We start from the raw sequence: 20,515 nt of genomic DNA on the forward strand, positions 1-20,515 counted from the left end.
CCACGCGGCAGTCTCGCCGTGCCCAACCACGTCAAATCCAGGAGAATCCACTCCCGTGGCAGTCAAGATCAAGCTGAAGCGTCTGGGTAAGATCCGTTCGCCTCACTACCGCATCGTCGTCGCCGACTCCCGCACCCGTCGTGACGGCCGTGCGATCGAGGAGATCGGCAAGTACCACCCGACCTACAACCCGTCGGTCATGGAGGTGGACGCCGAGCGCGTGGCGTACTGGCTGGGTGTCGGCGCGCAGCCGACCGAGCCCGTCCTCGCCATCCTGAAGAAGACCGGCGACTGGCAGAAGTTCAAGGGCGAGCCCGCCCCGGCGCCGCTGCTCGTCGCCGAGTCGAAGGCCACGCGTCCGTCGTTCGAGGCTCTCGGCGGTGACGACGAGGGCAAGGGTGAGGCCATCACCCAGAAGAAGAAGGCTGAGAAGAAGGACGAGGCCGCGGCTGAGTCCGAGTCGACCGAGGCCTGAGCAGCATGCTCGAAGAGGCGCTTGAGCACCTCGTGAAGGGCATCGTCGACAACCCTGACGATGTGCAGGTGGCCTCGCGCAACCTGCGCCGCGGGCGCGTTCTCGAGGTCCGGGTGCACCCCGACGACCTCGGCAAGGTGATCGGCCGCAACGGCCGCACCGCGCGCGCCCTGCGCACCGTCGTGGGCGCCATCGGCGGCCGCGGTGTCCGTGTCGACCTCGTCGACGTGGACCACGTCCGCTGACGTTTCGCAGCACCGGCTCGGGCCGGGGAGGGCCACTGGGCCGTCCCCGGCCCGCAGTCGTATGACAGGAGAGCAAGCACAGTGCAGCTGGTAGTCGCGCGGATCGGCCGCGCCCACGGCATCAAGGGCGAGGTCACCGTGGAGGTCCGTACCGACGAGCCGGAACTCAGGCTCGGCCCCGGCGCCGTACTCGCCACCGATCCCGCCTCCGTGGGGCCGCTGACCATCGCGGCGGGCCGGGTGCACAGCGGTCGGCTCCTCCTGCGGTTCGAGGGAGTCACCGATCGCACCGGCGCCGAGGCGCTGCGCAACACGATCCTGATCGCCGAGGTCGACCCCGACGAGCTCCCCGAGGACGAGGACGAGTACTACGACCACCAGCTCATCGACCTCGACGTGGTGACCGAGGACGGCACGGAGGTCGGCCGGATCACGGAGATCTCGCACCTGCCCTCGCAGGACCTGTTCATCGTGGAGCGGCCGGACGGCACCGAGGTCATGATCCCGTTCGTCCAGGAGATCGTCACCGAGATCGACCTGGAGGAGCAGCGGGCGGTCGTCGCCCCGCCGCCGGGCCTGATCGACGACCGGGCCGAGATCGCCTCCTCCCGGGAACCGGGGGACGAGCAGGACGCGGCGCAGGACTCGGCGGGAGAGGCGTCCTGATGCGGCTCGACGTCGTCACGATCTTCCCCGAATACCTGGAGCCGCTGAACGTCTCCCTGGTCGGCAAGGCACGCGCGCGTGGACAGCTGAACGTGCACGTGCACGACCTGCGCTCCTGGACGTACGACCGGCACAACACGGTCGACGACACGCCGTACGGCGGCGGCCCCGGCATGGTCATGAAGACCGACCCCTGGGGCGACGCCCTGGACTCCGTCCTCGCCGACGGCTACGAGACGGGCTCCCACGCGCCGGCGCTGATCGTCCCCACCCCCAGCGGCCGCCCGTTCACCCAGGAACTGGCCGTGGAGCTCTCCGAGCGCCCCTGGCTGATCTTCACGCCGGCCCGCTACGAGGGCATCGACCGGCGCGTCATGGACGAGTACGCCACCCGGATACCGGTGTACGAGGTGTCCATCGGCGACTACGTCCTGGCCGGCGGCGAGGCGGCCGTGCTCGTCGTCACCGAGGCCGTCGCCCGGCTGCTGCCCGGCGTCCTCGGCAACGCCGAGTCCCACCGGGACGACTCGTTCGCGCCCGGCGCGATGGCGAGCCTCCTGGAGGGCCCCGTCTACACCAAGCCGCCCGTCTGGCGCGGCCGTGACATCCCGGACGTGCTGCTCAGCGGCCACCACGGCAAGATCGCCCGCTGGCGCCGGGACGAGGCCCTCAGGCGTACGTCGGCCAACCGGCCCGATCTCATCGAGCGCTGCGACCCCAAGGCCTTCGACAAGAAGGACCGCGAGATGCTCTCCATCCTGGGCTGGGCCCCGGACCCGGACGGGGAGCCGTACGGCCGATTTTGGCGCAGGCCAGAGGGCATGGAAGAATAGACCGCTGCTGTGCGTCCGTCCGGCGAGCGCCCCTGCCACAGGGGGACACGACGCCCGCCCCGACCCGCACGGCAGTCCTCATGGAAACCTAGTTCCCGTTGATGACCTGTGGCATCAGCGAAGAAAGCAGACGAAATGTCTCACCTGCTCGACTCCGTCGACTCCGCGTCGCTGCGCAGCGACATCCCGGCCTTCCGCCCGGGTGACACCGTCAACGTCCACGTCCGCGTCATCGAGGGCAACCGCTCCCGTGTGCAGCAGTTCAAGGGCGTTGTGATCCGCCGCCAGGGCTCCGGTGTCCGTGAGACCTTCACGGTCCGCAAGGTCTCGTTCTCCGTCGGCGTCGAGCGCACCTTCCCGGTGCACACCCCGATCGTCGAGAAGATCGAGCTCGTCACCCGTGGTGACGTGCGTCGCGCGAAGCTGTACTACCTGCGCGAGCTGCGTGGCAAGGCCGCGAAGATCAAGGAGAAGCGCGAGAGCTGAGCGCTTCTGGGACGTCACAGCGGAGCCGGATAACATCTGGCTCCGATGGACACCGAAGCACAGCCGACGGAGCGCGACCGCTCCTCCCGCCCCGACACGGGGGCCGCGGAGGAACGGTCGCGTTTCGCGTTGGTGTCGCGGATCACCGAGTGGCTGCCGGGCGGGTGGATCACCCTCACCCTCTTCGTCTGCCTGCTGTTTTTGCTGCTTCTCAACACTTTCGTGGTGCAACCCTTCCAGATTCCCAGCGGATCCATGGAACAGGGATTGAGGATCGGGGACCGCGTTCTCGTAAATAAGTTGGCGTACCGTTTCGGTGCCGAGCCGCGGCGCGGCGACATCGTCGTGTTCGACGGCACCGGGTATTTCGGGGACGCCGACTACATCAAGCGCGTTGTAGGTGTGGGGGGAGACCACGTGGTCTGCTGCGACCAGAAGGGGAGGATCGAAGTGAACGGCCGGCCGGTCGACGAGACGGCGTTCCTCCATCCGGGGGACAGCGCCTCCGCCGTCCCCTTCGACGTCGTCGTGCCCGACGGCACACTGTTCGTCCTGGGCGACCACCGCAGCGACTCCAGTGACTCCCGTGACCACCTGGGCTCTCCGGGCGGCGGCATGATCCCGGTCGGGGACGTCATCGGCCGCGCCGACTGGATCGTCTGGCCGACGGGCCACGTCAGGCACCTGAACCGCCCCGCCGCCTACGCGCGCGTGCCCGCGGCGGAGGGCGCGCATGGGTAACCGCGGAAAACCGCGCGGTATGCCGAGCAGCGCCGCGGACAACCTGCTGCCCACCGGGAGCCGGCGCGCCGCGAGCCCGGCCGGCGGCCGTTCCCGCGCGGAGCGGCGCAAACTCCAGCGTAAGGTCAAGCGCAAGCGCAGGCGCAGCGCGGCCCGTGAGATACCGCTGCTGGTCGGTGTGGCCGTCCTGATAGCCCTCGTACTGAAGACGTTCCTCGTCCAGGCCTTCGTCATCCCGTCGGGCTCCATGGAGCAGACGATCCGGATCGGCGACCGTGTCCTGGTCGACAAGTTCACCCCGTGGTTCGGCTCCAAGCCGCAGCGCGGGGACGTCGTCGTGTTCCACGACCCGGGCGGCTGGCTGGCGGACGAGCAGACCACGAAGAAGAACGACCCGGTGGTCGTCAAGCAGTTCAAGGAAGGGCTCACCTTCATCGGTCTGTTGCCCTCCGACAACGAGAAGGACCTCATCAAGCGGGTCATCGGTGTCGGCGGAGACCACGTCAAGTGCTGTGACGCACAGGGACGCGTGACCGTCAACGGCGTGCCCCTCACCGAGGGTGACTATCTGTTTCCCGGCAACGCCCCCTCCACCACCCCGTTCGACATCACCGTCCCCCAGGGACGGCTGTGGGTGATGGGCGACCACCGGGGCAACTCCGCCGACTCCCGCGCGCACCAGAACACCGACTACGGCGGCACGGTCTCCGTGGACTCCGTGGTGGGCCGGGCCATGGTGATCGGCTGGCCCGTCGACCACTGGACCAGGCTGCAGGAACCTAAAACCTTCGCAAGCGTGTCGAACTCCGTGTCGGGGTCGACCGCCGCTCCCGAACTGTCGCATAGGGTTGCCTCCGACGAACCGAACGGATTCATCCAACTCCCGACCCCTGCGGAACTCCCGCTCGTTATGGGAGTGGTGGGCCTGCGTCGTGCACGGGGCAGGCGGCGGCACAGAGTAAGGAGTTGGCGTGGGGGATGTAGCGGTTGGCGCACGGTCGGGACACGACGGCGAGGAGCACCCCGGGCGCCCCGCGGAAGACAGTGTCCCCGGCCTGGACGGAGACATGACCTCAGGGAATGAGCCCGGACCGGCCGGTGGCGGCCCGTCCTCGGGCGGGCAGCAGCCGGGGAGCGGGGACGACGGGCCGGGCGGCTCGGCCGCCGGGCCCCAAAAGCCCCGCTCCTTCTGGAAGGAGCTGCCGATCCTGGTCGGCATCGCGCTGGTGCTGGCGCTGCTGATCAAGACGTTCCTGGTGCAGGCGTTCTCGATCCCGTCCGACTCGATGCAGAACACCCTCCAGCAGGGTGACCGCGTCCTGGTGGACAAGCTCACCCCGTGGTTCGGCTCCGAGCCCGAGCGCGGCGAGGTCGTCGTCTTCCACGACCCGGCCGAGTGGCTGAAGGGCGAGCCCACGCCCACCCCCAACGCCGTGCAGAAGGTCCTCAGCTGGATCGGCCTGATGCCCTCCGCCGAGGAGAAGGACCTGATCAAGCGGGTCATCGGCGTCGGCGGTGACACGATCGAGTGCAAGGGCTCGGGCCCGCTGAAGGTCAACGGCAAGGCGCTGAACGAGCCCTACGTCTACCCCGGCAACACGCCGTGCAGCGTCGACGACCAGGGCGGCCAGTTCAAGGTGAAGGTCCCCGAGGGCTACATCTGGGTGATGGGCGACCACCGCCAGAACTCCCGTGACTCCCGCTACAACCAGGACGACAAGAACCACGGCATGGTCCCGGTCGACAAGGTCGTCGGCCGTGCCATCGTCAAGGCCTGGCCGATCAACCGCTGGGGCACGCTGCCGGTCCCGGACACCTTCGACCAGCCCCTCGACCAGCAGTCCTCCGCCGCCTCGTCCCTCCCGGTCGCGCCGCAGGCCCTCGCGCTCGTGGGCGTGCTGCCGGTGGCGGTGTGGCGGCGCAGGCGCACCGCCGCCCGGTCGGCATCGGCCGGCACCAAGGCGTAGGCCGCGAGCGGCGGCCTCCATGCGGCCCCCCGGTCCCGTGACGGGTCGGGGGCCCACGCATGACGCTCGTGACACCTCAGAAGGCGGTGAAGCCCTCCGGAAGCGGTGAAAGCTTTGGAGAGCTTGTGACCGGGGTCGCGAAAGAGGGGCTCCCCCGGTCCCGTACCGCCGGGTAGGGTGCGGGTCCATGGGTGGCGAGAGCACTACACGTACGGCCCCGCGCAGCGGCGGCAGAGGCACGGCGCAGGTCGGCAGCCGGCTGGGACAGCGGTTGTCGGGGCTGGCCGTCGCGCTGGGCCTGGTGCTGTTCCTCGGCGGATTCGTGTGGGCAGCGGTGGTCTACCGGCCGTACACCGTGCCCACCAGCTCGATGGAGCCGACGATCACCATGGGCGACCGCGTCCTGGCCCAGCGCATCGACGGCAACGAGGTGCGCCGCGGTGACGTCGTCGTCTTCCGCGACAAGTCCTGGGTCACCAACGCGAACGTGGTCAAGCGCGTGGTCGCCGTCGGCGGTGACACGGTCTCCTGCTGCACCGACGGAAAGCTCACCGTCAACGGCAAGCAGATCGAGGAGCCGTATCTGCCCAAGGGCAGTCTGGCCGAGGTCAAGAACATCCCGACCGTGAAGGTCCCCGAGGGCCGGCTCTTCCTCCTCGGCGACGAGCGCCGGGGCTCCCTGGACTCCACCGCCCACCTCACGGACGCGGCCAGCGGCACCGTCTCGCGCAACGCCGTGAGCGCCCGCGTGGACGCCGTCATCTGGCCGATGAACGGCATGCTCAAGCGCCCCACCGGCTTCGAGGACCTCGGCGCCCTGTCCCAGCCCGGCCCGCTGCGCATCATCTTCTCTTGCGTCGTCGGCGGTGCGGTCCTCGTCCTGGGCGGCGGCGCGTACGGCCCGATCGCCAAGCGGATGGCCCGCTCCCGCGCCGGTAAGCGGCCGGAGCCCACCAGTGCCAGCTGAGGCCACGGACGCGGGCGAGACGGCCGCCAGGGACGACGGGGGCCCCGCAAACGCGTACGAGGACTCGTACCAGGGCGGTCTGCGCAAGGTCGCCAGGGTCGTCCTGCTCGACGCCGAGGACCGTATCCTGCTGCTGCACGGGCACGAGCCGGACGATCCGGCCGACGACTGGTGGTTCACTCCGGGCGGCGGCCTGGAGGGCGACGAGACCCGTGAACAGGCCGCGCTGCGGGAACTCACCGAGGAGACGGGTATCACCGAGGTCGAACTCGGCCCCGTGCTGTGGCGGCGCGTGTGTTCGTTCCCGTTCGCGGGCCGCCACTGGGACCAGGACGAGTGGTACTACTTGGCTCGTACGGCCCAGACGGTGACCGCGGCGGCCGGTCTGACCGAGCTGGAGCGGCGCAGCGTCGCAGGAGCTCGATGGTGGACGTGCCAGGAACTGACCCGGGCGCATGAGACGGTGTATCCGACCAGACTTGCCGAGCTGCTGCGGAGGCTGCTCGACGAAGGTCCCCCGGCCGGGCCCGTGACCCTTGACCCGGAAATCGTCTAGGGGCCCGCGGGACTGGCGCACAATGGTGGGATCGCACGGGTGAAGGGGAACATGCCATGAGCGCCGAGGACCTCGAGAAGTACGAGACCGAGATGGAGCTCAAGCTCTACCGGGAGTACCGCGATGTCGTCGGTCTGTTCAAATACGTGATCGAGACCGAGCGGCGCTTCTACCTCACCAACGACTACGAGATGCAGGTGCACTCGGTACAGGGCGAGGTGTTCTTCGAGGTGTCGATGGCCGACGCCTGGGTCTGGGACATGTACCGGCCCGCCCGCTTCGTGAAGCAGGTGCGTGTCCTCACATTCAAGGACGTGAACATCGAGGAGCTGAACAAGACCGATCTGGAGCTTCCGGGCGGGTGACGGAGTTGTCCACAACGGCTGAGCCGTCCACCAAGATCCACTTCTTGGGGACGGATGCGTGAACGTTGGCGCCGGAGGTGGTGCCGACATGAACGCACGCGGTGCACTCGGCAGGTACGGCGAGGAACTGGCCGCACGGCGGCTGGCCGAGGCCGGGATGACGGTCCTGGAGCGCAACTGGCGCGGAGGCAGGACGGGCGAGATCGACATCGTTGCCAGGGACGGCGACGTGCTGGTCGTCTGCGAGGTGAAGACCCGCAGGAGCGGTGGCTTCGAGCATCCGATGGCGGCGGTCACGCCCGAGAAGGCAGGCCGACTGCGCGGCCTGGCCGAACGGTGGATCCACGCCCACGGCGGGGCCCCACCGGGAGGCGTCCGGATCGACCTCGTCGGCATCCTCCTGCCCGACCGCGGCGCCCCGGTCGTCGAACATGCGCGGGGGGTGGCCTGACATGGGATTCGCCCGTACGTGCTCGGTGGCGCTGGTGGGCGTCGAGGGCGTGGTGGTCGAGGTCCAGGCAGACCTGGAACCCGGGGTGGCGGCGTTCACCCTGGTGGGGCTGCCGGACAAGAGCCTGACGGAGAGTAAGGACCGGGTGAGGGCGGCCGTGGTCAACTCCGGCGCCTCCTGGCCGTCGAAGAAGCTCACGGTCGGCCTGAGCCCGGCGTCGGTGCCCAAGGCGGGCAGCGGGTTCGACCTCGCCATCGCCTGCGCGGTGCTCGGCGCCGCCGAGCGGATCGACCCGCGAGTGCTCGCCGACATCGTGATGATCGGAGAGCTGGGGCTGGACGGCCGGGTGCGCCCGGTCCGGGGTGTCCTGCCGGCGGTGCTGGCCGCGGCCGACGCCGGATACGAGCAGGTGGTGGTGCCGGAGTGCGCCGCCGCGGAGGCCTCACTAGTGCCCGGGGTGTCGGTGCTGGGCATCCGCAGCCTGCGGCAGCTGATCGCCGTGCTGACGGACGAGCCGGTGCCCGAGGAGGAGCCGGACGAGCAGGGCCGCCCCGATCCGCTCCTGGCCGGACTGCGCGTGCCCGGCACCGGAGCCGCCACCGGCATGCACCTGGGCACCGGCCGCCACGAGCAGGACCACGACCTGGCCGACGTGGTGGGCCAGCGCTCGGCGCGCACGGCGGTGGAGGTGTCCGCCGCGGGCGGCCATCACCTCTTCCTGGAGGGGCCGCCCGGTGCCGGCAAGACGATGCTCGCGGAGCGGCTGCCCGCCGTCCTGCCCCGGCTCACCCGCGAGGAGTCCCTGGAGGTCACCGCCGTCCACTCGGTGGCCGGACTCCTGCCGCCTGGCAAGCCGCTCATCGGCGTCGCCCCCTACTGCGCCCCGCACCACTCGGCCACCATGCAGTCGCTGGTCGGCGGCGGCCAGGGCATCGCACGGCCCGGAGCCGTGTCACTGGCCCACCGGGGAGTGCTCTTCCTCGACGAGGCCCCGGAGTTCCACGGCCAGACCCTCGACGCCCTGCGCCAGCCCCTGGAGTCGGGGCACGTCGTGATCGCGCGCAGCGCGGGCGTGGTGCGGTTCCCGGCGAGGTTTCTCATGGTGCTCGCGGCCAACCCGTGCCCCTGCGGCCGCTTCTCCCGGCGGGACACCCTGTGCGAATGCCCGCCGTCGGCGATCCGCCGCTATCAGGCGCGGCTGTCCGGCCCTCTGCTCGACCGGGTCGACCTCCGCGTCGAGGTCGACCCCGTGACCCGGGCACAGCTCACCGAGCCCGGCGCCCGGGGCGAGTCCACCGCGACGGTCTCCGACCGGGTCCGGGAAGCCCGGGAACGAGCGGCGGCACGCCTCGTCGGAACCCCGTGGCGGACCAACAGCGAGGTGCCGGGCCGGGAACTGCGCGGCACCTGGCACGCGGCGACCGGCGCCATGGACGAGGCGGAGCGGAACCTGGAGCGAGGCGTATTGACCGCCCGCGGGCTGGATCGCGTCCTGCGGGTCGCCTGGACGGTCGCGGACCTCGCCGGCCACGACCGGCCCGACGCCACGGACGTCGCCCTCGCCCTGCAACTGCGCACCGGAGTCCCACGGGGCGTGCCCATGGCCATCGGGGCACTGACGTGACCGCGGGCGAGGGTCCCGGCGGCGATCCGCGGCCCTGTGATCCGCCGCCCTGCGATCCGCAGTCCCGTGACCTGCGGTCCCGCGATCGCCCCCGCGATCCGCACTCGTGCGATCTGCTCTGCCGCGTCCTGCTCACCCGTGTCATCGAACCCGGCGACGAGGTCGGTGGCCGCTGGCTGCGGGAGTACGGGGTGCGGGAGGTCGTCCGGCGGTTGCGGGTCGGTGGGGAGCCGCTGCCGGGGGTGAGCGGGACGCGCTGGGCGGGGCTGGTGGCGCGGGCCGCGCAGGCCGAGCCACGACGGGATCTGGACACCGCGCGGGAGGCCGGCGTGCGGTTCGTGTACCCCGGGGGCGGCGAGTGGCCCGCCCAGCTCGACGACCTGGGGGACGCCCGGCCCATGGGACTGTGGGTGCGCGGCAGTCCCAGCCTGCGGATATGGGCGCTCCGCTCGGTCGCCGTCGTCGGGGCCAGGGCCTGTACCGAATACGGCGCCCACATGGCGTCCACGCTGGCCGCGGGGCTCGCCGAGCGCGGGTGGGTGGTGGTGTCCGGCGGCGCCTACGGGGTCGACGGCGCCGCTCACCGGGGTGCCCTCGGCGCGAGCGGCGCCACCGTCGCCGTACTGGCCTGCGGGGTCGACCGGCCCTATCCGCGCGGGCACACCGAGCTGATCGCGAGGATCGCGGAACAGGGGCTGGTGGTCGGGGAGTTGCCGCCCGGTGATCATCCGACGCCGAGCCGGTTCGTCCTGCGGAACAGAGTGATCGCGGCGCTCACCAGGGGCACGGTGGTCGTGGAGGCCGCCTACCGCAGCGGTTCGCTGGTCACGGCGCGGGCGGCGCAGCGCCTGGGGCGGTTCACCATGGGTGTGCCCGGACCCGTCACCAGCGGACTCTCCGCGGGCGTGCACGAGCTGCTGCGCGGGGAGGCGGCCTTGGTCACCGATGCCGCGGAAGTCGTCGAGCTGGTCGGCGACATGGGTGAGCTGGCCCCGGTCCGGCGCGGCCCGGTGCTGCCGCGCGACCTGCTGGAACCGGCCGCGCGGCAGGTCCTGGCCGCCGTGCCCGGGAGCCGCGCCGCACGGCCCGGGGAGATCGCGCGCGGCGCGCAGACGACGGAGGACGAGGCGATCGCGAGGCTGTACGAACTCCGATCACTTGGCTATGTCGAACGACACGACGATGGCTGGAAGTTGACACGCCAGGCGCTGATCTCGGTCCGTGACGGTCACGGTCGGTGCTGACCGAATGGGTTCGGCCGTCCGGGGGAATCCCCGACGCCCTTGGGATTTCGCCCAGTTGACACTTCCGCTCCGTCACGCAGAGCGACGTGCGGAGCTCGGTGGGGCGCGCCTCGGAGGGGGTTCGCGCAGGGGTGGTGCCTCGTTGTTCGCACACCGCGACTCCCCAGTCACGCTACGCTCACGAAGACCCCGACGCGGACCGCGCCAACTCGACACCAGACCGACAGCTCACGCAGGCACTCTCCTTCACCCTTATCCCGGCACTTCACTGCAGAACGGCACAAGGCGACGAATGCCCCAGCACACCTCCGGGTCCGACCGGGCGGCGATCCCCCCAGCCGCCCGCGACGGTGGCAGCGTGCGGCCGCCCGCTCCGTCGACGCTCGACGAGCTGTGGCGGTCCTACAAGGCGACGGGGGACGATCGGCTGCGGGAGCAGCTGATCCTGCACTACTCGCCGCTGGTGAAGTATGTGGCGGGACGGGTGAGCGTCGGGCTGCCGCCGAACGTGGAGCAGGCCGACTTCGTGTCCTCGGGGGTGTTCGGGCTGATCGACGCGATCGAGAAGTTCGACATCGAGCGGGAGATCAAGTTCGAGACGTACGCGATCACCCGGATCCGTGGCGCCATGATCGACGAGCTGCGGGCGCTGGACTGGATCCCCCGGTCGGTGCGGCAGAAGGCGCGGAACGTGGAGCGGGCGTACGCCACGCTGGAGGCGCGGCTCAGACGCACCCCCTCGGAGTACGAGGTGGCGTCGGAGCTGGGCATCGAGGTCGACGAACTCCACGCGGTGTTCAGTCAGTTGTCGCTGGCCAACGTGGTGGCCCTGGAGGAGCTGCTGCATGTCGGCGGTGAGGGCGGGGACCGGCTGAGCCTGATGGACACGCTGGAGGACACCGCCGCGGACGATCCGGTGGAGGTGGCCGAGGACCGGGAGCTGCGGCGGTTCCTGGCGCGGGCGATCAACACGCTGCCGGAGCGGGAGAAGACCGTCGTCACCCTCTACTACTACGAGGGCCTCACCCTCGCCGAGATCGGGAACGTGCTGGGGGTCACCGAGAGCCGGGTGAGTCAGATCCACACCAAGTCGGTGCTCCAGCTGCGGGCGAAGCTGGCGAGCTTCGGTCGGTGAAGGGGCGGAAACGCCGTGTGAGGGCGGAGCGCCTCCCGTCCGGGGTGATACATCCGTAAAGTGGTTGACGTGCCAAGGATTCGAGCGGCCTCCGTGGCCGAGCACCGGTCGATGCAGCGAGCCGCCCTGTTGGACGCGGCACGGTCCCTGCTGTCCGAGGGCGGGACGGAGGCACTGACCTTCCCGGCCCTCGCCGAGCGGACGGGTCTCGCGCGGTCGTCCGTGTACGAGTACTTCCGGTCACGGGCCGCCGTGGTCCAGGAGCTGTGCGAGGTCGACTTCCCGGTGTGGGCGGCCGAGGTCTCGGCGGCGATGGAGCGGGCGGAGTCGGCCGAGGCCAAGGTCGAGGCGTATGTGCGCCGGCAGCTGGCGCTGGTGGGGGACCGCCGGCACCGGGCCGTCGTGGCGATCTCGGCCAGTGAGCTGGACGCGGGGGCACGCGAGAGGATCAGGGCCGCGCACGGCGGGCTCGTCGCGATGATCGTCGAGGCGCTGGGGGACATGGGACACGCGCAGCCCCGGCTGGCGGCGATGCTGCTCCAGGGGGTCGTGGACGCGGCGGTGCGCCGTATCGAGCTGGGTGCGGCCGAGGACCCTGCCGACATCACGGACGCGGCTGTGGCGATGGCGCTGCGGGGTGTGCGGGGCTGAGCCCCGCTCAGCTGGGCAGCGGCACGCCCAGCACCGGGAGCAGTCTCGACGGCCCCCGGTTCAGCAGCCACGGCGGCAGCAGGGACAGCGGGTCCAGATAGGTCTCGCCCCGGATGAGGCCCCAGTGCAGGCACGCGCTTTTGCAGTGCGATCCCGTCGGCTCCAGGGTCCCCACCACCTCCCCGGCCGCCACCTCGTCGCCCTTCCTCACCGACGGGCGTACGGGCTCGTAGGTCGTCCGCAGGTCCGTTCCCGCCAGCTCCACGGCGACCACCCCTCTCCCCGCAACCCGGCCCGCGAAGGACACCCGGCCCGCCGCCACCGAGCGGACCGGTGTCCCGGGTGCCGCCGCCAGGTCCACTCCGCGATGGCCGGGACCGTACGGTGTCGCCGGGGGCTCCCAGCCCCGTACCACCGAAGGGCGGGTCCCCACCGGCCAGGCGCGGCCGATCGCGGGTACCGGCGGTGGCGGAGCCGGCGGCGGTACGTCCGCCCGGGCGAACGGGGCGAGCAGCACCGCCGCCGGTCCCAGGAGCAACCCCGCCCACGTCCACCCGCAAGACTTCGCTCGTCGCATCACTCGTCGCATGTCAGAACGGTCCCGCAGCCTCGTCGATCATGGCCGGGATCTGTGGACAACTCACCGGTTGTGGACAGCGGCGTCACCCGGTGCCTCGCGGGTCCCGTACACTTCTTTTGGCGATCCGGGCCACCGGGTCGACTTCGCACGCCCCGACACCTGAAGATCACAAACAGGTGTCAGCGCCTCTCGGTCCCTCGCGGCAAGGCGCACTCGGGCGTCAGGCGCGGGTGCCGGCCGGTACCCGCGGCACAACCGAGAAACTCAAGGAGAACGGCCATGGCCGTCGTCACGATGCGGGAGCTGCTGGAGAGCGGCGTCCACTTCGGTCACCAGACCCGTCGCTGGAACCCGAAGATGAAGCGCTTCATCTTCACCGAGCGCAACGGCATCTACATCATCGACCTGCTCCAGTCGCTGTCGTACATCGACCGCGCCTACGAGTTCGTCAAGGAGACCGTCGCCCACGGCGGCACGGTCATGTTCGTCGGTACGAAGAAGCAGGCGCAGGAGGCCATCGCCGAGCAGGCCACCCGCGTCGGCATGCCCTACGTCAACCAGCGCTGGCTGGGCGGCATGCTCACCAACTTCTCGACCGTCTACAAGCGTCTGCAGCGCCTCAAGGAGCTCGAGCAGATCGACTTCGAGGACGTCGCCGCCTCCGGTCTGACCAAGAAGGAGCTTCTCGTGCTCTCGCGCGAGAAGGCCAAGCTGGAGAAGACCCTCGGTGGTATCCGCGAGATGCAGAAGGTGCCCAGCGCCGTCTGGATCGTGGACACCAAGAAGGAGCACATCGCGGTCGGTGAGGCCCGGAAGCTCAACATCCCGGTCGTCGCCATCCTCGACACCAACTGCGACCCCGACGAGGTCGACTACAAGATCCCGGGCAACGACGACGCGATCCGCTCCGTCACCCTGCTCACCCGTGTGATCGCCGACGCCGTCGCCGAGGGCCTCATCGCCCGCTCCGGCGTCGCCACCGGCGACAAGGGCGAGAAGGCCGCCGGCGAGCCGCTCGCCGAGTGGGAGCGCGACCTGCTCGAGGGCGAGAAGAAGGACGAGGCTCCGGTTGCCGAGGCTGCCGCGGCCCCCGCCGCTGAGGCTCCGGCCGCTGAGGCCCCCGCCGCCGAGGCTCCTGCCGCCGAGGCACCCGCCGCCGAGGCCCCGGCCGCCGAGGACGAGCAGGCCTGACCCCGCCAGCGTCAGTGTTGACGGCGGGGGCGGCACTGCACCCAACCGCGCCTCCGGCGCGGTGAAGTCCGCCCCCGCCGTTCACCCGCGGATCAGCGGCGCGTCAGCAGCCCCGGCTACATGGGAACTGCAGATCCCCTGATCTTCGATCCTCCAGACTTCGAGAAAGATTCACAGACTCATGGCGAACTACACCGCCGCCGACGTCAAGAAGCTTCGTGAGCTCACTGGCGCCGGCATGATGGACTGCAAGAAGGCGCTGGACGAGGCCGAGGGCAACGTCGAGAAGGCCGTCGAGGCGCTGCGCATCAAGGGCCAGAAGGGCGTCGCCAAGCGCGAGGGCCGCTCCGCCGAGAACGGCGCCGTGGTCTCCATCATCGCCGACGACAACTCCTCCGGCGTTCTCGTCGAGCTGAAGTGCGAGACGGACTTCGTCGCCAAGGGCGACAAGTTCCAGGCCGTGGCCAACACCATCGCCGCGCACGTCGCCAAGACCTCCCCGGCCGACCTCGAGGCCCTGCTCGCCTCCGAGATCGAGCCCGGCAAGACCGTCCAGGCGTTCGTGGACGAGGCCAACGCCAACCTCGGCGAGAAGATCGTCCTGGACCGCTTCGCGCAGTTCTCCGACGGCTTCGTCACCGCCTACATGCACCGCACGATGCCCGACCTGCCCCCGCAGATCGGTGTCCTCGTCGAGCTCGACAAGCCCAACGCCGAGGTCGCCAAGGGCGTCGCCCAGCACATCGCCGCCTTCGCGCCGAAGTACCTCTCCAAGGAAGACGTCCCGGCCGAGGTCGTCGAGTCCGAGCGCCGCATCGCCGAGGAGACCACCCGCGCCGAGGGCAAGCCCGAGGCCGCGATCGCCAAGATCGTCGAGGGTCGTGTCAACGGCTTCTTCAAGGACGCCACGCTGCTCGGCCAGCCGTACGCGCTCGACAACAAGAAGTCGGTCCAGAAGGTGCTGGACGAGGCCGGTGTCACCCTGAAGCGCTTCACGCGCATCAAGGTCGGCATCTGAGTCCGTACCGCGATCGACGCCCGACCCCGATAGGGTCGACAGCAGTCGGCCGTTCCGTTCGCGTATGCCGCCCCGCACACGCGCGTGACGGACGACAGCAGATCTGACGAGGAGGCCATTGCCGCGCATGGGAGCGAAAAACGACCCCATCGGCAATGGCCTTCTTCGTATGTGCAAGACGTGAAAGAGGCGGGATCTCCATGACCACCAAGGCCCAGAAGAGCGACGACGGCAAAGTACACGGCCGGTTTCTGCTGAAGCTGTCCGGTGAGGCATTCTCCGGCGGCGGGGGCCTGGGCGTGGACCCCGACGTGGTACACAAGATCGCCCGCGAGATCGCGGCCGTCGTGCGGGACGGCGCGGAGATCGCCGTCGTCATCGGCGGCGGCAACTTCTTCCGCGGCGCCGAACTCCAGCAGCGCGGCATGGACCGGGCCCGCTCGGACTACATGGGCATGCTCGGCACCGTGATGAACTGCCTCGCCCTCCAGGACTTCCTGGAGAAGGAGGGCATCGACAGCCGGGTGCAGACCGCCATCACCATGGGCCAGGTCGCCGAGCCGTACATCCCGCTGCGCGCCGTGCGCCACCTGGAGAAGGGCCGTGTGGTCATCTTCGGCGCCGGTATGGGCATGCCGTACTTCTCCACCGACACCACCGCCGCCCAGCGCGCGCTGGAGATCGACGCCGAGGCGCTGCTGATGGGCAAGAACGGCGTGGACGGGGTCTACGACTCCGACCCCAAGACCAACCCGGACGCCGTCAAGTTCGACTCCCTCGGCTACGGCGAGGTCATCACGCGCGACCTCAAGGTCGCCGACGCCACCGCCATCACGCTGTGCCGCGACAACAAGCTGCCGATCCTCGTGTTCGAGCTCCTCGGGGAGGGCAATATCGCGCGGGCCGTCAAGGGTGAGAAGATCGGCACGCTGGTGGGTGACCAGGGCACCCGGGACTGACCGTAGATGCACCCGGTCCCTGACCGGGGGATGGACAATGTCCTGCCGGTCGGGAACCGTGCAGGAAGAAGACGCGACGCAGCCGGCCGCCGCCACCGCCAAGGAACGCAGCCGGGCCTACTCAAGACACGCAGGAGCAAGTGGTGATCGAAGAGACCCTCCTCGAAGCCGAGGAGAAGATGGAGAAGGCCGTCGTGGTCGCCAAGGAGGACTTCGCCGCGATCCGCACCGGCCGTGCGCACCCGGCGATGTTCAACAAGATCGTGGCCGACTACTACGGCGCGCCGACGCCGATCAACCAGCTGGCTTCGTTCTCCGTGCCGGAGCCGCGCATGGCGGTCGTGACCCCGTTCGACAAGAGCGCCCTGCGCAACATCGAGCAGGCGATCCGCGACTCCGACCTGGGCGTCAACCCGAGCAACGACGGCAACATCATCCGCGTGGTGTTCCCCGAGCTCACCGAGGAGCGCCGCCGCGACTACATCAAGGTCGCCAAGGGCAAGGCCGAGGACGCGCGCGTGTCCATCCGCTCCGTCCGTCGCAAGGCCAAGGACGCGATCGACAAGCTGATCAAGGACGGCGAGACCGGCGAGGACGAGGGTCGCCGCGCCGAGAAGGAACTCGACGACACCACGCACAAGTACGTGGCCCAGGTGGACGAGCTCCTCAAGCACAAGGAAGCGGAGCTGCTCGAGGTCTGATGAACGACTCTTCCTGGGGGGCGCCGCCACAGACCGGGTACTGGGGGCCCACCGACCAGGGGCATGTCCACGGCTACGCCCAAGGCCATGCCCCGGGAGCCGCCCCGGCGGGTCCCACGTACGATGCGCATGACGCGCAGCACACTCGCCCCATGCCCATCGTGCCCGACGACGTACCCGCGTACGGCGGAGACCAGGATGAGGACCGGGGGGCCGCCCGGCTGAGCGGCCCCTTGTTCCGAGACGAGACCCCGACGGCGCAGCCACACCCGGTGGCGCCGCAGAATCCGGAGCCCATGCCCGACGCCCCGCAGCCGGCGCCCGCACCGCAGAAGAAGAGTGCGGGCCGCGATCTGAGTGCTGCCATAGGCGTCGGCGTCGGACTCGGTGTGGTGATCGTCGCCTCTCTGTTCATCGTCAAGGCCGTCTTCGTCGGCGTCGTAGCGGTCGCCGTCGTGGTGGGCCTGTGGGAGCTGACCAGCCGCCTCCAAGAGCGCAAGGGCATCAAGGCGCCCCTGGTGCCGCTCGCGGTCGGTGGCGCGGCGATGGTCGTCGCCGGGTACGTCCGGGGCGTCGAGGGCGCCTGGGTGGCGATGGCGCTGACGTCGCTCGCGGTGCTGGTCTGGCGTATGACGGAGCCGCCCGAGGGGTACCTCAAGGACGTCACGGCCGGTGTCTTCGCGGCGTTCTACGTGCCGTTCCTGGCCACGTTCGTCTCGCTGATGCTCACGGCCGACGACGGCCCGTTCCGCGTCCTGACCTTCCTCCTGCTGACGGTCGTCAGCGACACCGGCGCGTACGCCGTCGGCTGGCGCTTCGGCAGGACGAAGCTCGCCCCGCGCATCAGCCCCGGCAAGACCCGCGAGGGCCTGCTCGGTGCGGTCGGCTTCGCGATGGTGGCCGGCGCGCTGTGCATGCAGTTCCTGATCGACGGCGGCAGCTGGTGGCAGGGCCTCCTGCTGGGCCTCGCGGTCGCGGCCAGCGCCACGCTCGGCGACCTGGGCGAATCCATGATCAAGCGGGACCTGGGCATCAAGGACATGGGCACCTTGCTCCCCGGCCACGGCGGCATCATGGACCGCCTGGACTCACTACTGCCGACGGCACCGGTGGTATGGCTCCTGCTGGTCCTGTTCGTCGGCTCGGCATAACCACGACCCACCATCCCGAGCGAGCCCCTGCCCTCACCGATGAGGACGGAGGCTCGTCGGCGTACGCGGTGATCGGCTGAGCACGCGGGTCACCCATGTGGATCTGCGACACTGGTACAGCCATGCCTAAGCCCGGAGAACTCACATTCGTCGCCCCCCGCGGAGCCAAGCAGCCGCCGCGGCATCTCGCCGATCTTTCGCCCGCCGAGCGCAAGGACGCCGTTGCCGCGGTCGGGGAGAAGCCGTTTCGTGCCAAGCAGCTGTCTCAGCACTACTTCGCGCGGTACGCGCATGACCCGGCGGAGTGGACGGACATTCCGGCCGGCTCGCGTGCCAAGCTGCAGGAGGCGCTGCTTCCCGAGCTGATGACCGTCGTGCGGCATCTGTCGACCGACCAGGGGACCACGCGCAAGACACTGTGGCGGCTGTTCGACGGGACGCTCGTCGAGTCGGTGCTGATGCGGTACCCGGACCGGGTGACGATGTGCATCAGCTCGCAGGCGGGGTGCGGTATGAACTGCCCCTTCTGCGCGACCGGGCAGGCGGGTCTCGACCGGAATCTGTCCACCGCCGAGATCGTGCACCAGATCGTGGACGGGATGCGGGCGCTCAGGGACGGCGAGGTGCCCGGCGGCCCGGCCCGGCTGTCCAACATCGTGTTCATGGGCATGGGCGAACCGCTCGCCAACTACAAGCGGGTCGTGGCGGCGATCCGTGCGCTCACCGATCCCGAGCCGGACGGGCTCGGGCTGTCGCAGCGCGGAATCACCGTGTCGACGGTCGGGCTCGTGCCGGCCATCCACCGCTTCGCCGACGAGGGCTTCAAGTGCCGGCTGGCGATCTCCCTGCATGCTCCCGACGACGAGCTGCGAGACACCCTCGTCCCCGTGAACACGCGGTGGAAGGTGCGCGAGGTGCTGGACGCCGGGTTCGAGTACGTCGCCAGGTCCGGGCGCCGGCTGTCCATCGAGTACGCGCTGATCCGGGACATCAACGACCAGGCCTGGCGCGGCGACCGGCTCGGCCGGCTGCTCAAGGGCAAGCCCGTGCACGTCAACCTCATCCCGCTGAACCCGACGCCGGGGTCCAAGTGGACCGCGTCGCGGCCCGAGGACGAGAAGGCGTTCGTCGAGGCCATCGCCGCCCATGGGGTGCCGGTCACCATCCGGGACACCCGTGGCCAGGAGATTGACGGGGCGTGTGGTCAGCTCGCGGCCACCGAGCGGTAATCTGGTCGCGTCTTACCACATCTTCATATTCCGACAGGGGAGCGCCACAGCGCTGAGAGTGCGGCGATCGGGCCGCAGACCCTCTGAACCTCGCCCAGGTCATTCTGGGTAGGAAGTTCGGTCACTACTCAAGCTGTTGCGCCCTGCCCGGACAATCCGGGCAGGGCCGCGTCTCTTCCTGGTCCACCCCAGGAGGAATCCAGTGCACAACAAGACCTTTGTCGCCGTCGCCGTCGGGCTCGGCCTCGTCACGCTGTCCGCGTGCGGGTCGTCCGGCGACAAGGAGCCGGCGGCGGACTCCAAGACCGTCACCCTCGTCAGCCACAACTCGTGGGCCATCTCGAAGAACGTGCTCAAGGACTTCGAGAAGCAGTCCGGGTACAAGGTCAAGTTCCTCGAGGACGGCGACGCCGGCCAGGCCGTCAACAAGGCGATCCTGACCAAGGACAACCCACAGGGTGACGTCTTCTTCGGCGTCGACAACACCCTGCTCTCCCGCGCCCTCGACAACGGGCTGTTCCAGCCGTACGAGGCCAAGGGGCTCGGCACGGTCGGTGCCGAGTACCAACTCGACCAGGGCAAGCACCGGGTCACACCCATCGACTACGGCGACATCTGCGTCAACTACGACAAAACGTACTTCAGCAAGCACAAGCTGACCCCGCCGCAGTCCTTCGACGACCTGGTCAAGCCCGAGTACAAGAACCTCCTCGTCACCGAGAACGCGTCCACGTCCTCGCCAGGCCTCGGCTTCCTGCTCGGCAGCGCCGCCAAGTACGGCGACGGGGGCTGGCAGGACTACTGGAAGAAGCTGAAGGCCAACGGCGTCAAGGTCGTCGACGGCTGGGAGCAGGCGTACAACGAGGAGTTCTCCGGGTCGGCCGGAGGCAGGAAGGCGCACGGCGACCGGCCGCTCGTCGTGTCGTACGCCTCCTCCCCGCCCGCCGAGGTCATCTATGCGAAGCCGAAGCCCGACACGGCCCCGACCGGAGTGTCGTACGGCACCTGCTTCCGGCAGATCGAGTTCGCCGGGCTGCTGAGCAACGCGAAGAACACCGAGGGCGGCAAGGCGCTCATCGACTTCCTGGTCGCCAAGGAGTTCCAGGAGGACATGCCGCTCAACATGTTCGTCTACCCGGTGGTCCAGGGCGCGAAGACGCCCGCCGACTTCACGAAGTACGGCTCTGCCGCCAAGGACCCCGAGACCATGGCCCCCGACAAGATCGCCGCCAACCGTGACCAGTGGGTCAAGTCGTGGACCTCGCTCGTACTGAAGTAGC

24 protein-coding genes are annotated in these 20,515 nt (G+C 69.8%); 23 read left to right on the forward strand and 1 reads right to left on the reverse strand.

From position 1 onward, the window contains the following. The first annotated feature begins 55 nt into the window (after window positions 1-55). From rpsP to N8I87_RS29130, 16 genes are all read left to right on the forward strand, one after another. A complete protein-coding gene (gene rpsP / locus N8I87_RS29055; RefSeq protein WP_263213185.1) occupies window positions 56-475 on the forward strand; it encodes a 30S ribosomal protein S16 in 420 nt (139 codons plus the stop codon). Window positions 476-480: 5 nt separating this feature from the next. Beyond that, window positions 481-720: an RNA-binding protein gene (locus N8I87_RS29060; protein ID WP_003973401.1), complete on the forward strand. Its 240-nt coding sequence runs from the start codon at window positions 481-483 to the stop codon at window positions 718-720. Window positions 721-801: 81 nt separating this feature from the next. Continuing rightward, window positions 802-1,386, forward strand: a complete 585-nt coding sequence (gene rimM, locus N8I87_RS29065) for a ribosome maturation factor RimM (RefSeq protein ID WP_263213188.1) — start codon at window positions 802-804, stop codon at window positions 1,384-1,386. Beyond that, window positions 1,386-2,219, forward strand: a complete 834-nt coding sequence (gene trmD / locus N8I87_RS29070) for a tRNA (guanosine(37)-N1)-methyltransferase TrmD (protein ID WP_263213190.1) — start codon at window positions 1,386-1,388, stop codon at window positions 2,217-2,219. Before rimM ends, trmD begins: the two co-directional genes overlap by 1 nt. A 135-nt stretch (window positions 2,220-2,354) precedes the next feature. After that, on the forward strand, window positions 2,355-2,705 hold the full coding sequence (rplS, locus tag N8I87_RS29075) for a 50S ribosomal protein L19 (protein WP_030612790.1): 351 nt from the start codon (window positions 2,355-2,357) through the stop codon (window positions 2,703-2,705). Window positions 2,706-2,750: 45 nt separating this feature from the next. After that, complete coding sequence (gene lepB, locus N8I87_RS29080) at window positions 2,751-3,446, forward strand: signal peptidase I (RefSeq protein ID WP_263213192.1); 696 nt, start codon at window positions 2,751-2,753, stop codon at window positions 3,444-3,446. Then, window positions 3,439-4,530 carry a signal peptidase I gene (gene lepB / locus N8I87_RS29085; protein WP_263213194.1) on the forward strand — a complete coding sequence of 364 codons (1,092 nt, stop codon included), beginning with the start codon at window positions 3,439-3,441 and terminating at the stop codon, window positions 4,528-4,530. Before lepB (N8I87_RS29080) ends, lepB (N8I87_RS29085) begins: the two co-directional genes overlap by 8 nt. Beyond that, a complete protein-coding gene (lepB, locus tag N8I87_RS29090) occupies window positions 4,418-5,413 on the forward strand; it encodes a signal peptidase I (protein WP_263213196.1) in 996 nt (331 codons plus the stop codon). The genes lepB (N8I87_RS29085) and lepB (N8I87_RS29090) overlap by 113 nt, the downstream gene beginning before the upstream one ends. A gap of 187 nt (window positions 5,414-5,600) precedes the next feature. Beyond that, window positions 5,601-6,380 (forward strand): signal peptidase I, encoded by a 780-nt coding sequence (gene lepB / locus N8I87_RS29095; RefSeq protein ID WP_263213198.1) that lies wholly within the window; start codon window positions 5,601-5,603, stop codon window positions 6,378-6,380. Continuing rightward, complete coding sequence (locus N8I87_RS29100; RefSeq protein WP_411577301.1) at window positions 6,370-6,936, forward strand: NUDIX hydrolase; 567 nt, start codon at window positions 6,370-6,372, stop codon at window positions 6,934-6,936. Before lepB (N8I87_RS29095) ends, N8I87_RS29100 begins: the two co-directional genes overlap by 11 nt. Before the next feature lie 56 nt (window positions 6,937-6,992). After that, window positions 6,993-7,301 (forward strand): DUF2469 domain-containing protein, encoded by a 309-nt coding sequence (locus N8I87_RS29105; protein WP_008745401.1) that lies wholly within the window; start codon window positions 6,993-6,995, stop codon window positions 7,299-7,301. A gap of 88 nt (window positions 7,302-7,389) precedes the next feature. Then, window positions 7,390-7,752 (forward strand): YraN family protein, encoded by a 363-nt coding sequence (locus N8I87_RS29110; RefSeq protein WP_263213200.1) that lies wholly within the window; start codon window positions 7,390-7,392, stop codon window positions 7,750-7,752. Window position 7,753: 1 nt separating this feature from the next. Further along, window positions 7,754-9,376, forward strand: coding sequence for a YifB family Mg chelatase-like AAA ATPase (locus N8I87_RS29115; protein ID WP_263213202.1), 1,623 nt, complete (start codon window positions 7,754-7,756; stop codon window positions 9,374-9,376). Window positions 9,377-9,447: 71 nt separating this feature from the next. Continuing rightward, complete coding sequence (gene dprA, locus N8I87_RS29120; RefSeq protein WP_263216720.1) at window positions 9,448-10,620, forward strand: DNA-processing protein DprA; 1,173 nt, start codon at window positions 9,448-9,450, stop codon at window positions 10,618-10,620. Window positions 10,621-10,912: 292 nt separating this feature from the next. Beyond that, entirely contained in the window at window positions 10,913-11,755 is an 843-nt protein-coding gene (gene whiG / locus N8I87_RS29125) for an RNA polymerase sigma factor WhiG (protein WP_263213204.1), read from the forward strand. 93 nt (window positions 11,756-11,848) lie between these two features. Continuing rightward, window positions 11,849-12,406 carry a TetR/AcrR family transcriptional regulator gene (locus tag N8I87_RS29130; RefSeq protein ID WP_263216722.1) on the forward strand — a complete coding sequence of 186 codons (558 nt, stop codon included), beginning with the start codon at window positions 11,849-11,851 and terminating at the stop codon, window positions 12,404-12,406. Window positions 12,407-12,413: 7 nt separating this feature from the next. Here the strand turns inward: N8I87_RS29130 and N8I87_RS29135 are convergent, their stop codons facing one another. Beyond that, window positions 12,414-12,983 (reverse strand): murein hydrolase activator EnvC family protein, encoded by a 570-nt coding sequence (locus N8I87_RS29135; protein ID WP_411577392.1) that lies wholly within the window; start codon window positions 12,981-12,983, stop codon window positions 12,414-12,416. 282 nt (window positions 12,984-13,265) lie between these two features. On the opposite strand from N8I87_RS29135, the gene rpsB reads away from it, so the two are divergent. From rpsB to N8I87_RS29170, 7 genes are all read left to right on the forward strand, one after another. After that, entirely contained in the window at window positions 13,266-14,177 is a 912-nt protein-coding gene (gene rpsB, locus N8I87_RS29140; RefSeq protein WP_263213206.1) for a 30S ribosomal protein S2, read from the forward strand. A 181-nt stretch (window positions 14,178-14,358) separates the two neighbouring features. Continuing rightward, window positions 14,359-15,195 carry a translation elongation factor Ts gene (tsf, locus tag N8I87_RS29145; protein ID WP_263213207.1) on the forward strand — a complete coding sequence of 279 codons (837 nt, stop codon included), beginning with the start codon at window positions 14,359-14,361 and terminating at the stop codon, window positions 15,193-15,195. Window positions 15,196-15,395: 200 nt separating this feature from the next. Continuing rightward, window positions 15,396-16,154, forward strand: coding sequence for a UMP kinase (gene pyrH / locus N8I87_RS29150; protein WP_263213209.1), 759 nt, complete (start codon window positions 15,396-15,398; stop codon window positions 16,152-16,154). 143 nt (window positions 16,155-16,297) lie between these two features. After that, window positions 16,298-16,855: a ribosome recycling factor gene (gene frr, locus N8I87_RS29155; protein WP_037781101.1), complete on the forward strand. Its 558-nt coding sequence runs from the start codon at window positions 16,298-16,300 to the stop codon at window positions 16,853-16,855. Beyond that, window positions 16,855-18,006, forward strand: coding sequence for a phosphatidate cytidylyltransferase (locus N8I87_RS29160; protein WP_263213211.1), 1,152 nt, complete (start codon window positions 16,855-16,857; stop codon window positions 18,004-18,006). Before frr ends, N8I87_RS29160 begins: the two co-directional genes overlap by 1 nt. A 122-nt stretch (window positions 18,007-18,128) precedes the next feature. Then, window positions 18,129-19,235 (forward strand): dual-specificity RNA methyltransferase RlmN, encoded by a 1,107-nt coding sequence (rlmN, locus tag N8I87_RS29165; protein WP_263213212.1) that lies wholly within the window; start codon window positions 18,129-18,131, stop codon window positions 19,233-19,235. Window positions 19,236-19,437: 202 nt separating this feature from the next. Next, window positions 19,438-20,514 (forward strand): thiamine ABC transporter substrate-binding protein, encoded by a 1,077-nt coding sequence (locus tag N8I87_RS29170; protein WP_263213213.1) that lies wholly within the window; start codon window positions 19,438-19,440, stop codon window positions 20,512-20,514. The last annotated feature ends 1 nt before the right edge of the window (window position 20,515 follow it).

The organism is Streptomyces sp. HUAS 15-9 (genome assembly GCF_025642155.1).
GTDB lineage: Bacteria > Actinomycetota > Actinomycetes > Streptomycetales > Streptomycetaceae > Streptomyces.

What these genes read in the sequence shown, in the direction of transcription:
- rlmN (WP_263213212.1), top strand. Translation starts at nt 18,129, where the DNA reads ATGCCTAAGCCCGGAGAACTCACATTCGTCGCCCCCCGCGGAGCCAAG.
- pyrH (WP_263213209.1), top strand. Translation starts at nt 15,396, where the DNA reads ATGACCACCAAGGCCCAGAAGAGCGACGACGGCAAAGTACACGGCCGG.
- rpsB (WP_263213206.1), top strand. Translation starts at nt 13,266, where the DNA reads ATGGCCGTCGTCACGATGCGGGAGCTGCTGGAGAGCGGCGTCCACTTC.
- lepB (WP_263213198.1), top strand. Translation starts at nt 5,601, where the DNA reads ATGGGTGGCGAGAGCACTACACGTACGGCCCCGCGCAGCGGCGGCAGA.
- trmD (WP_263213190.1), top strand. Translation starts at nt 1,386, where the DNA reads ATGCGGCTCGACGTCGTCACGATCTTCCCCGAATACCTGGAGCCGCTG.
- lepB (WP_263213194.1), top strand. Translation starts at nt 3,439, where the DNA reads ATGGGTAACCGCGGAAAACCGCGCGGTATGCCGAGCAGCGCCGCGGAC.
- whiG (WP_263213204.1), top strand. Translation starts at nt 10,913, where the DNA reads ATGCCCCAGCACACCTCCGGGTCCGACCGGGCGGCGATCCCCCCAGCC.
- rplS (WP_030612790.1), top strand. Translation starts at nt 2,355, where the DNA reads ATGTCTCACCTGCTCGACTCCGTCGACTCCGCGTCGCTGCGCAGCGAC.
- N8I87_RS29060 (WP_003973401.1), top strand. Translation starts at nt 481, where the DNA reads ATGCTCGAAGAGGCGCTTGAGCACCTCGTGAAGGGCATCGTCGACAAC.
- N8I87_RS29115 (WP_263213202.1), top strand. Translation starts at nt 7,754, where the DNA reads ATGGGATTCGCCCGTACGTGCTCGGTGGCGCTGGTGGGCGTCGAGGGC.
- N8I87_RS29110 (WP_263213200.1), top strand. Translation starts at nt 7,390, where the DNA reads ATGAACGCACGCGGTGCACTCGGCAGGTACGGCGAGGAACTGGCCGCA.
- tsf (WP_263213207.1), top strand. Translation starts at nt 14,359, where the DNA reads ATGGCGAACTACACCGCCGCCGACGTCAAGAAGCTTCGTGAGCTCACT.
- N8I87_RS29135 (WP_411577392.1), bottom strand. Translation starts at nt 12,983, where the DNA reads ATGCGACGAGCGAAGTCTTGCGGGTGGACGTGGGCGGGGTTGCTCCTG.
- N8I87_RS29160 (WP_263213211.1), top strand. Translation starts at nt 16,855, where the DNA reads ATGAACGACTCTTCCTGGGGGGCGCCGCCACAGACCGGGTACTGGGGG.
- N8I87_RS29105 (WP_008745401.1), top strand. Translation starts at nt 6,993, where the DNA reads ATGAGCGCCGAGGACCTCGAGAAGTACGAGACCGAGATGGAGCTCAAG.
- lepB (WP_263213192.1), top strand. Translation starts at nt 2,751, where the DNA reads ATGGACACCGAAGCACAGCCGACGGAGCGCGACCGCTCCTCCCGCCCC.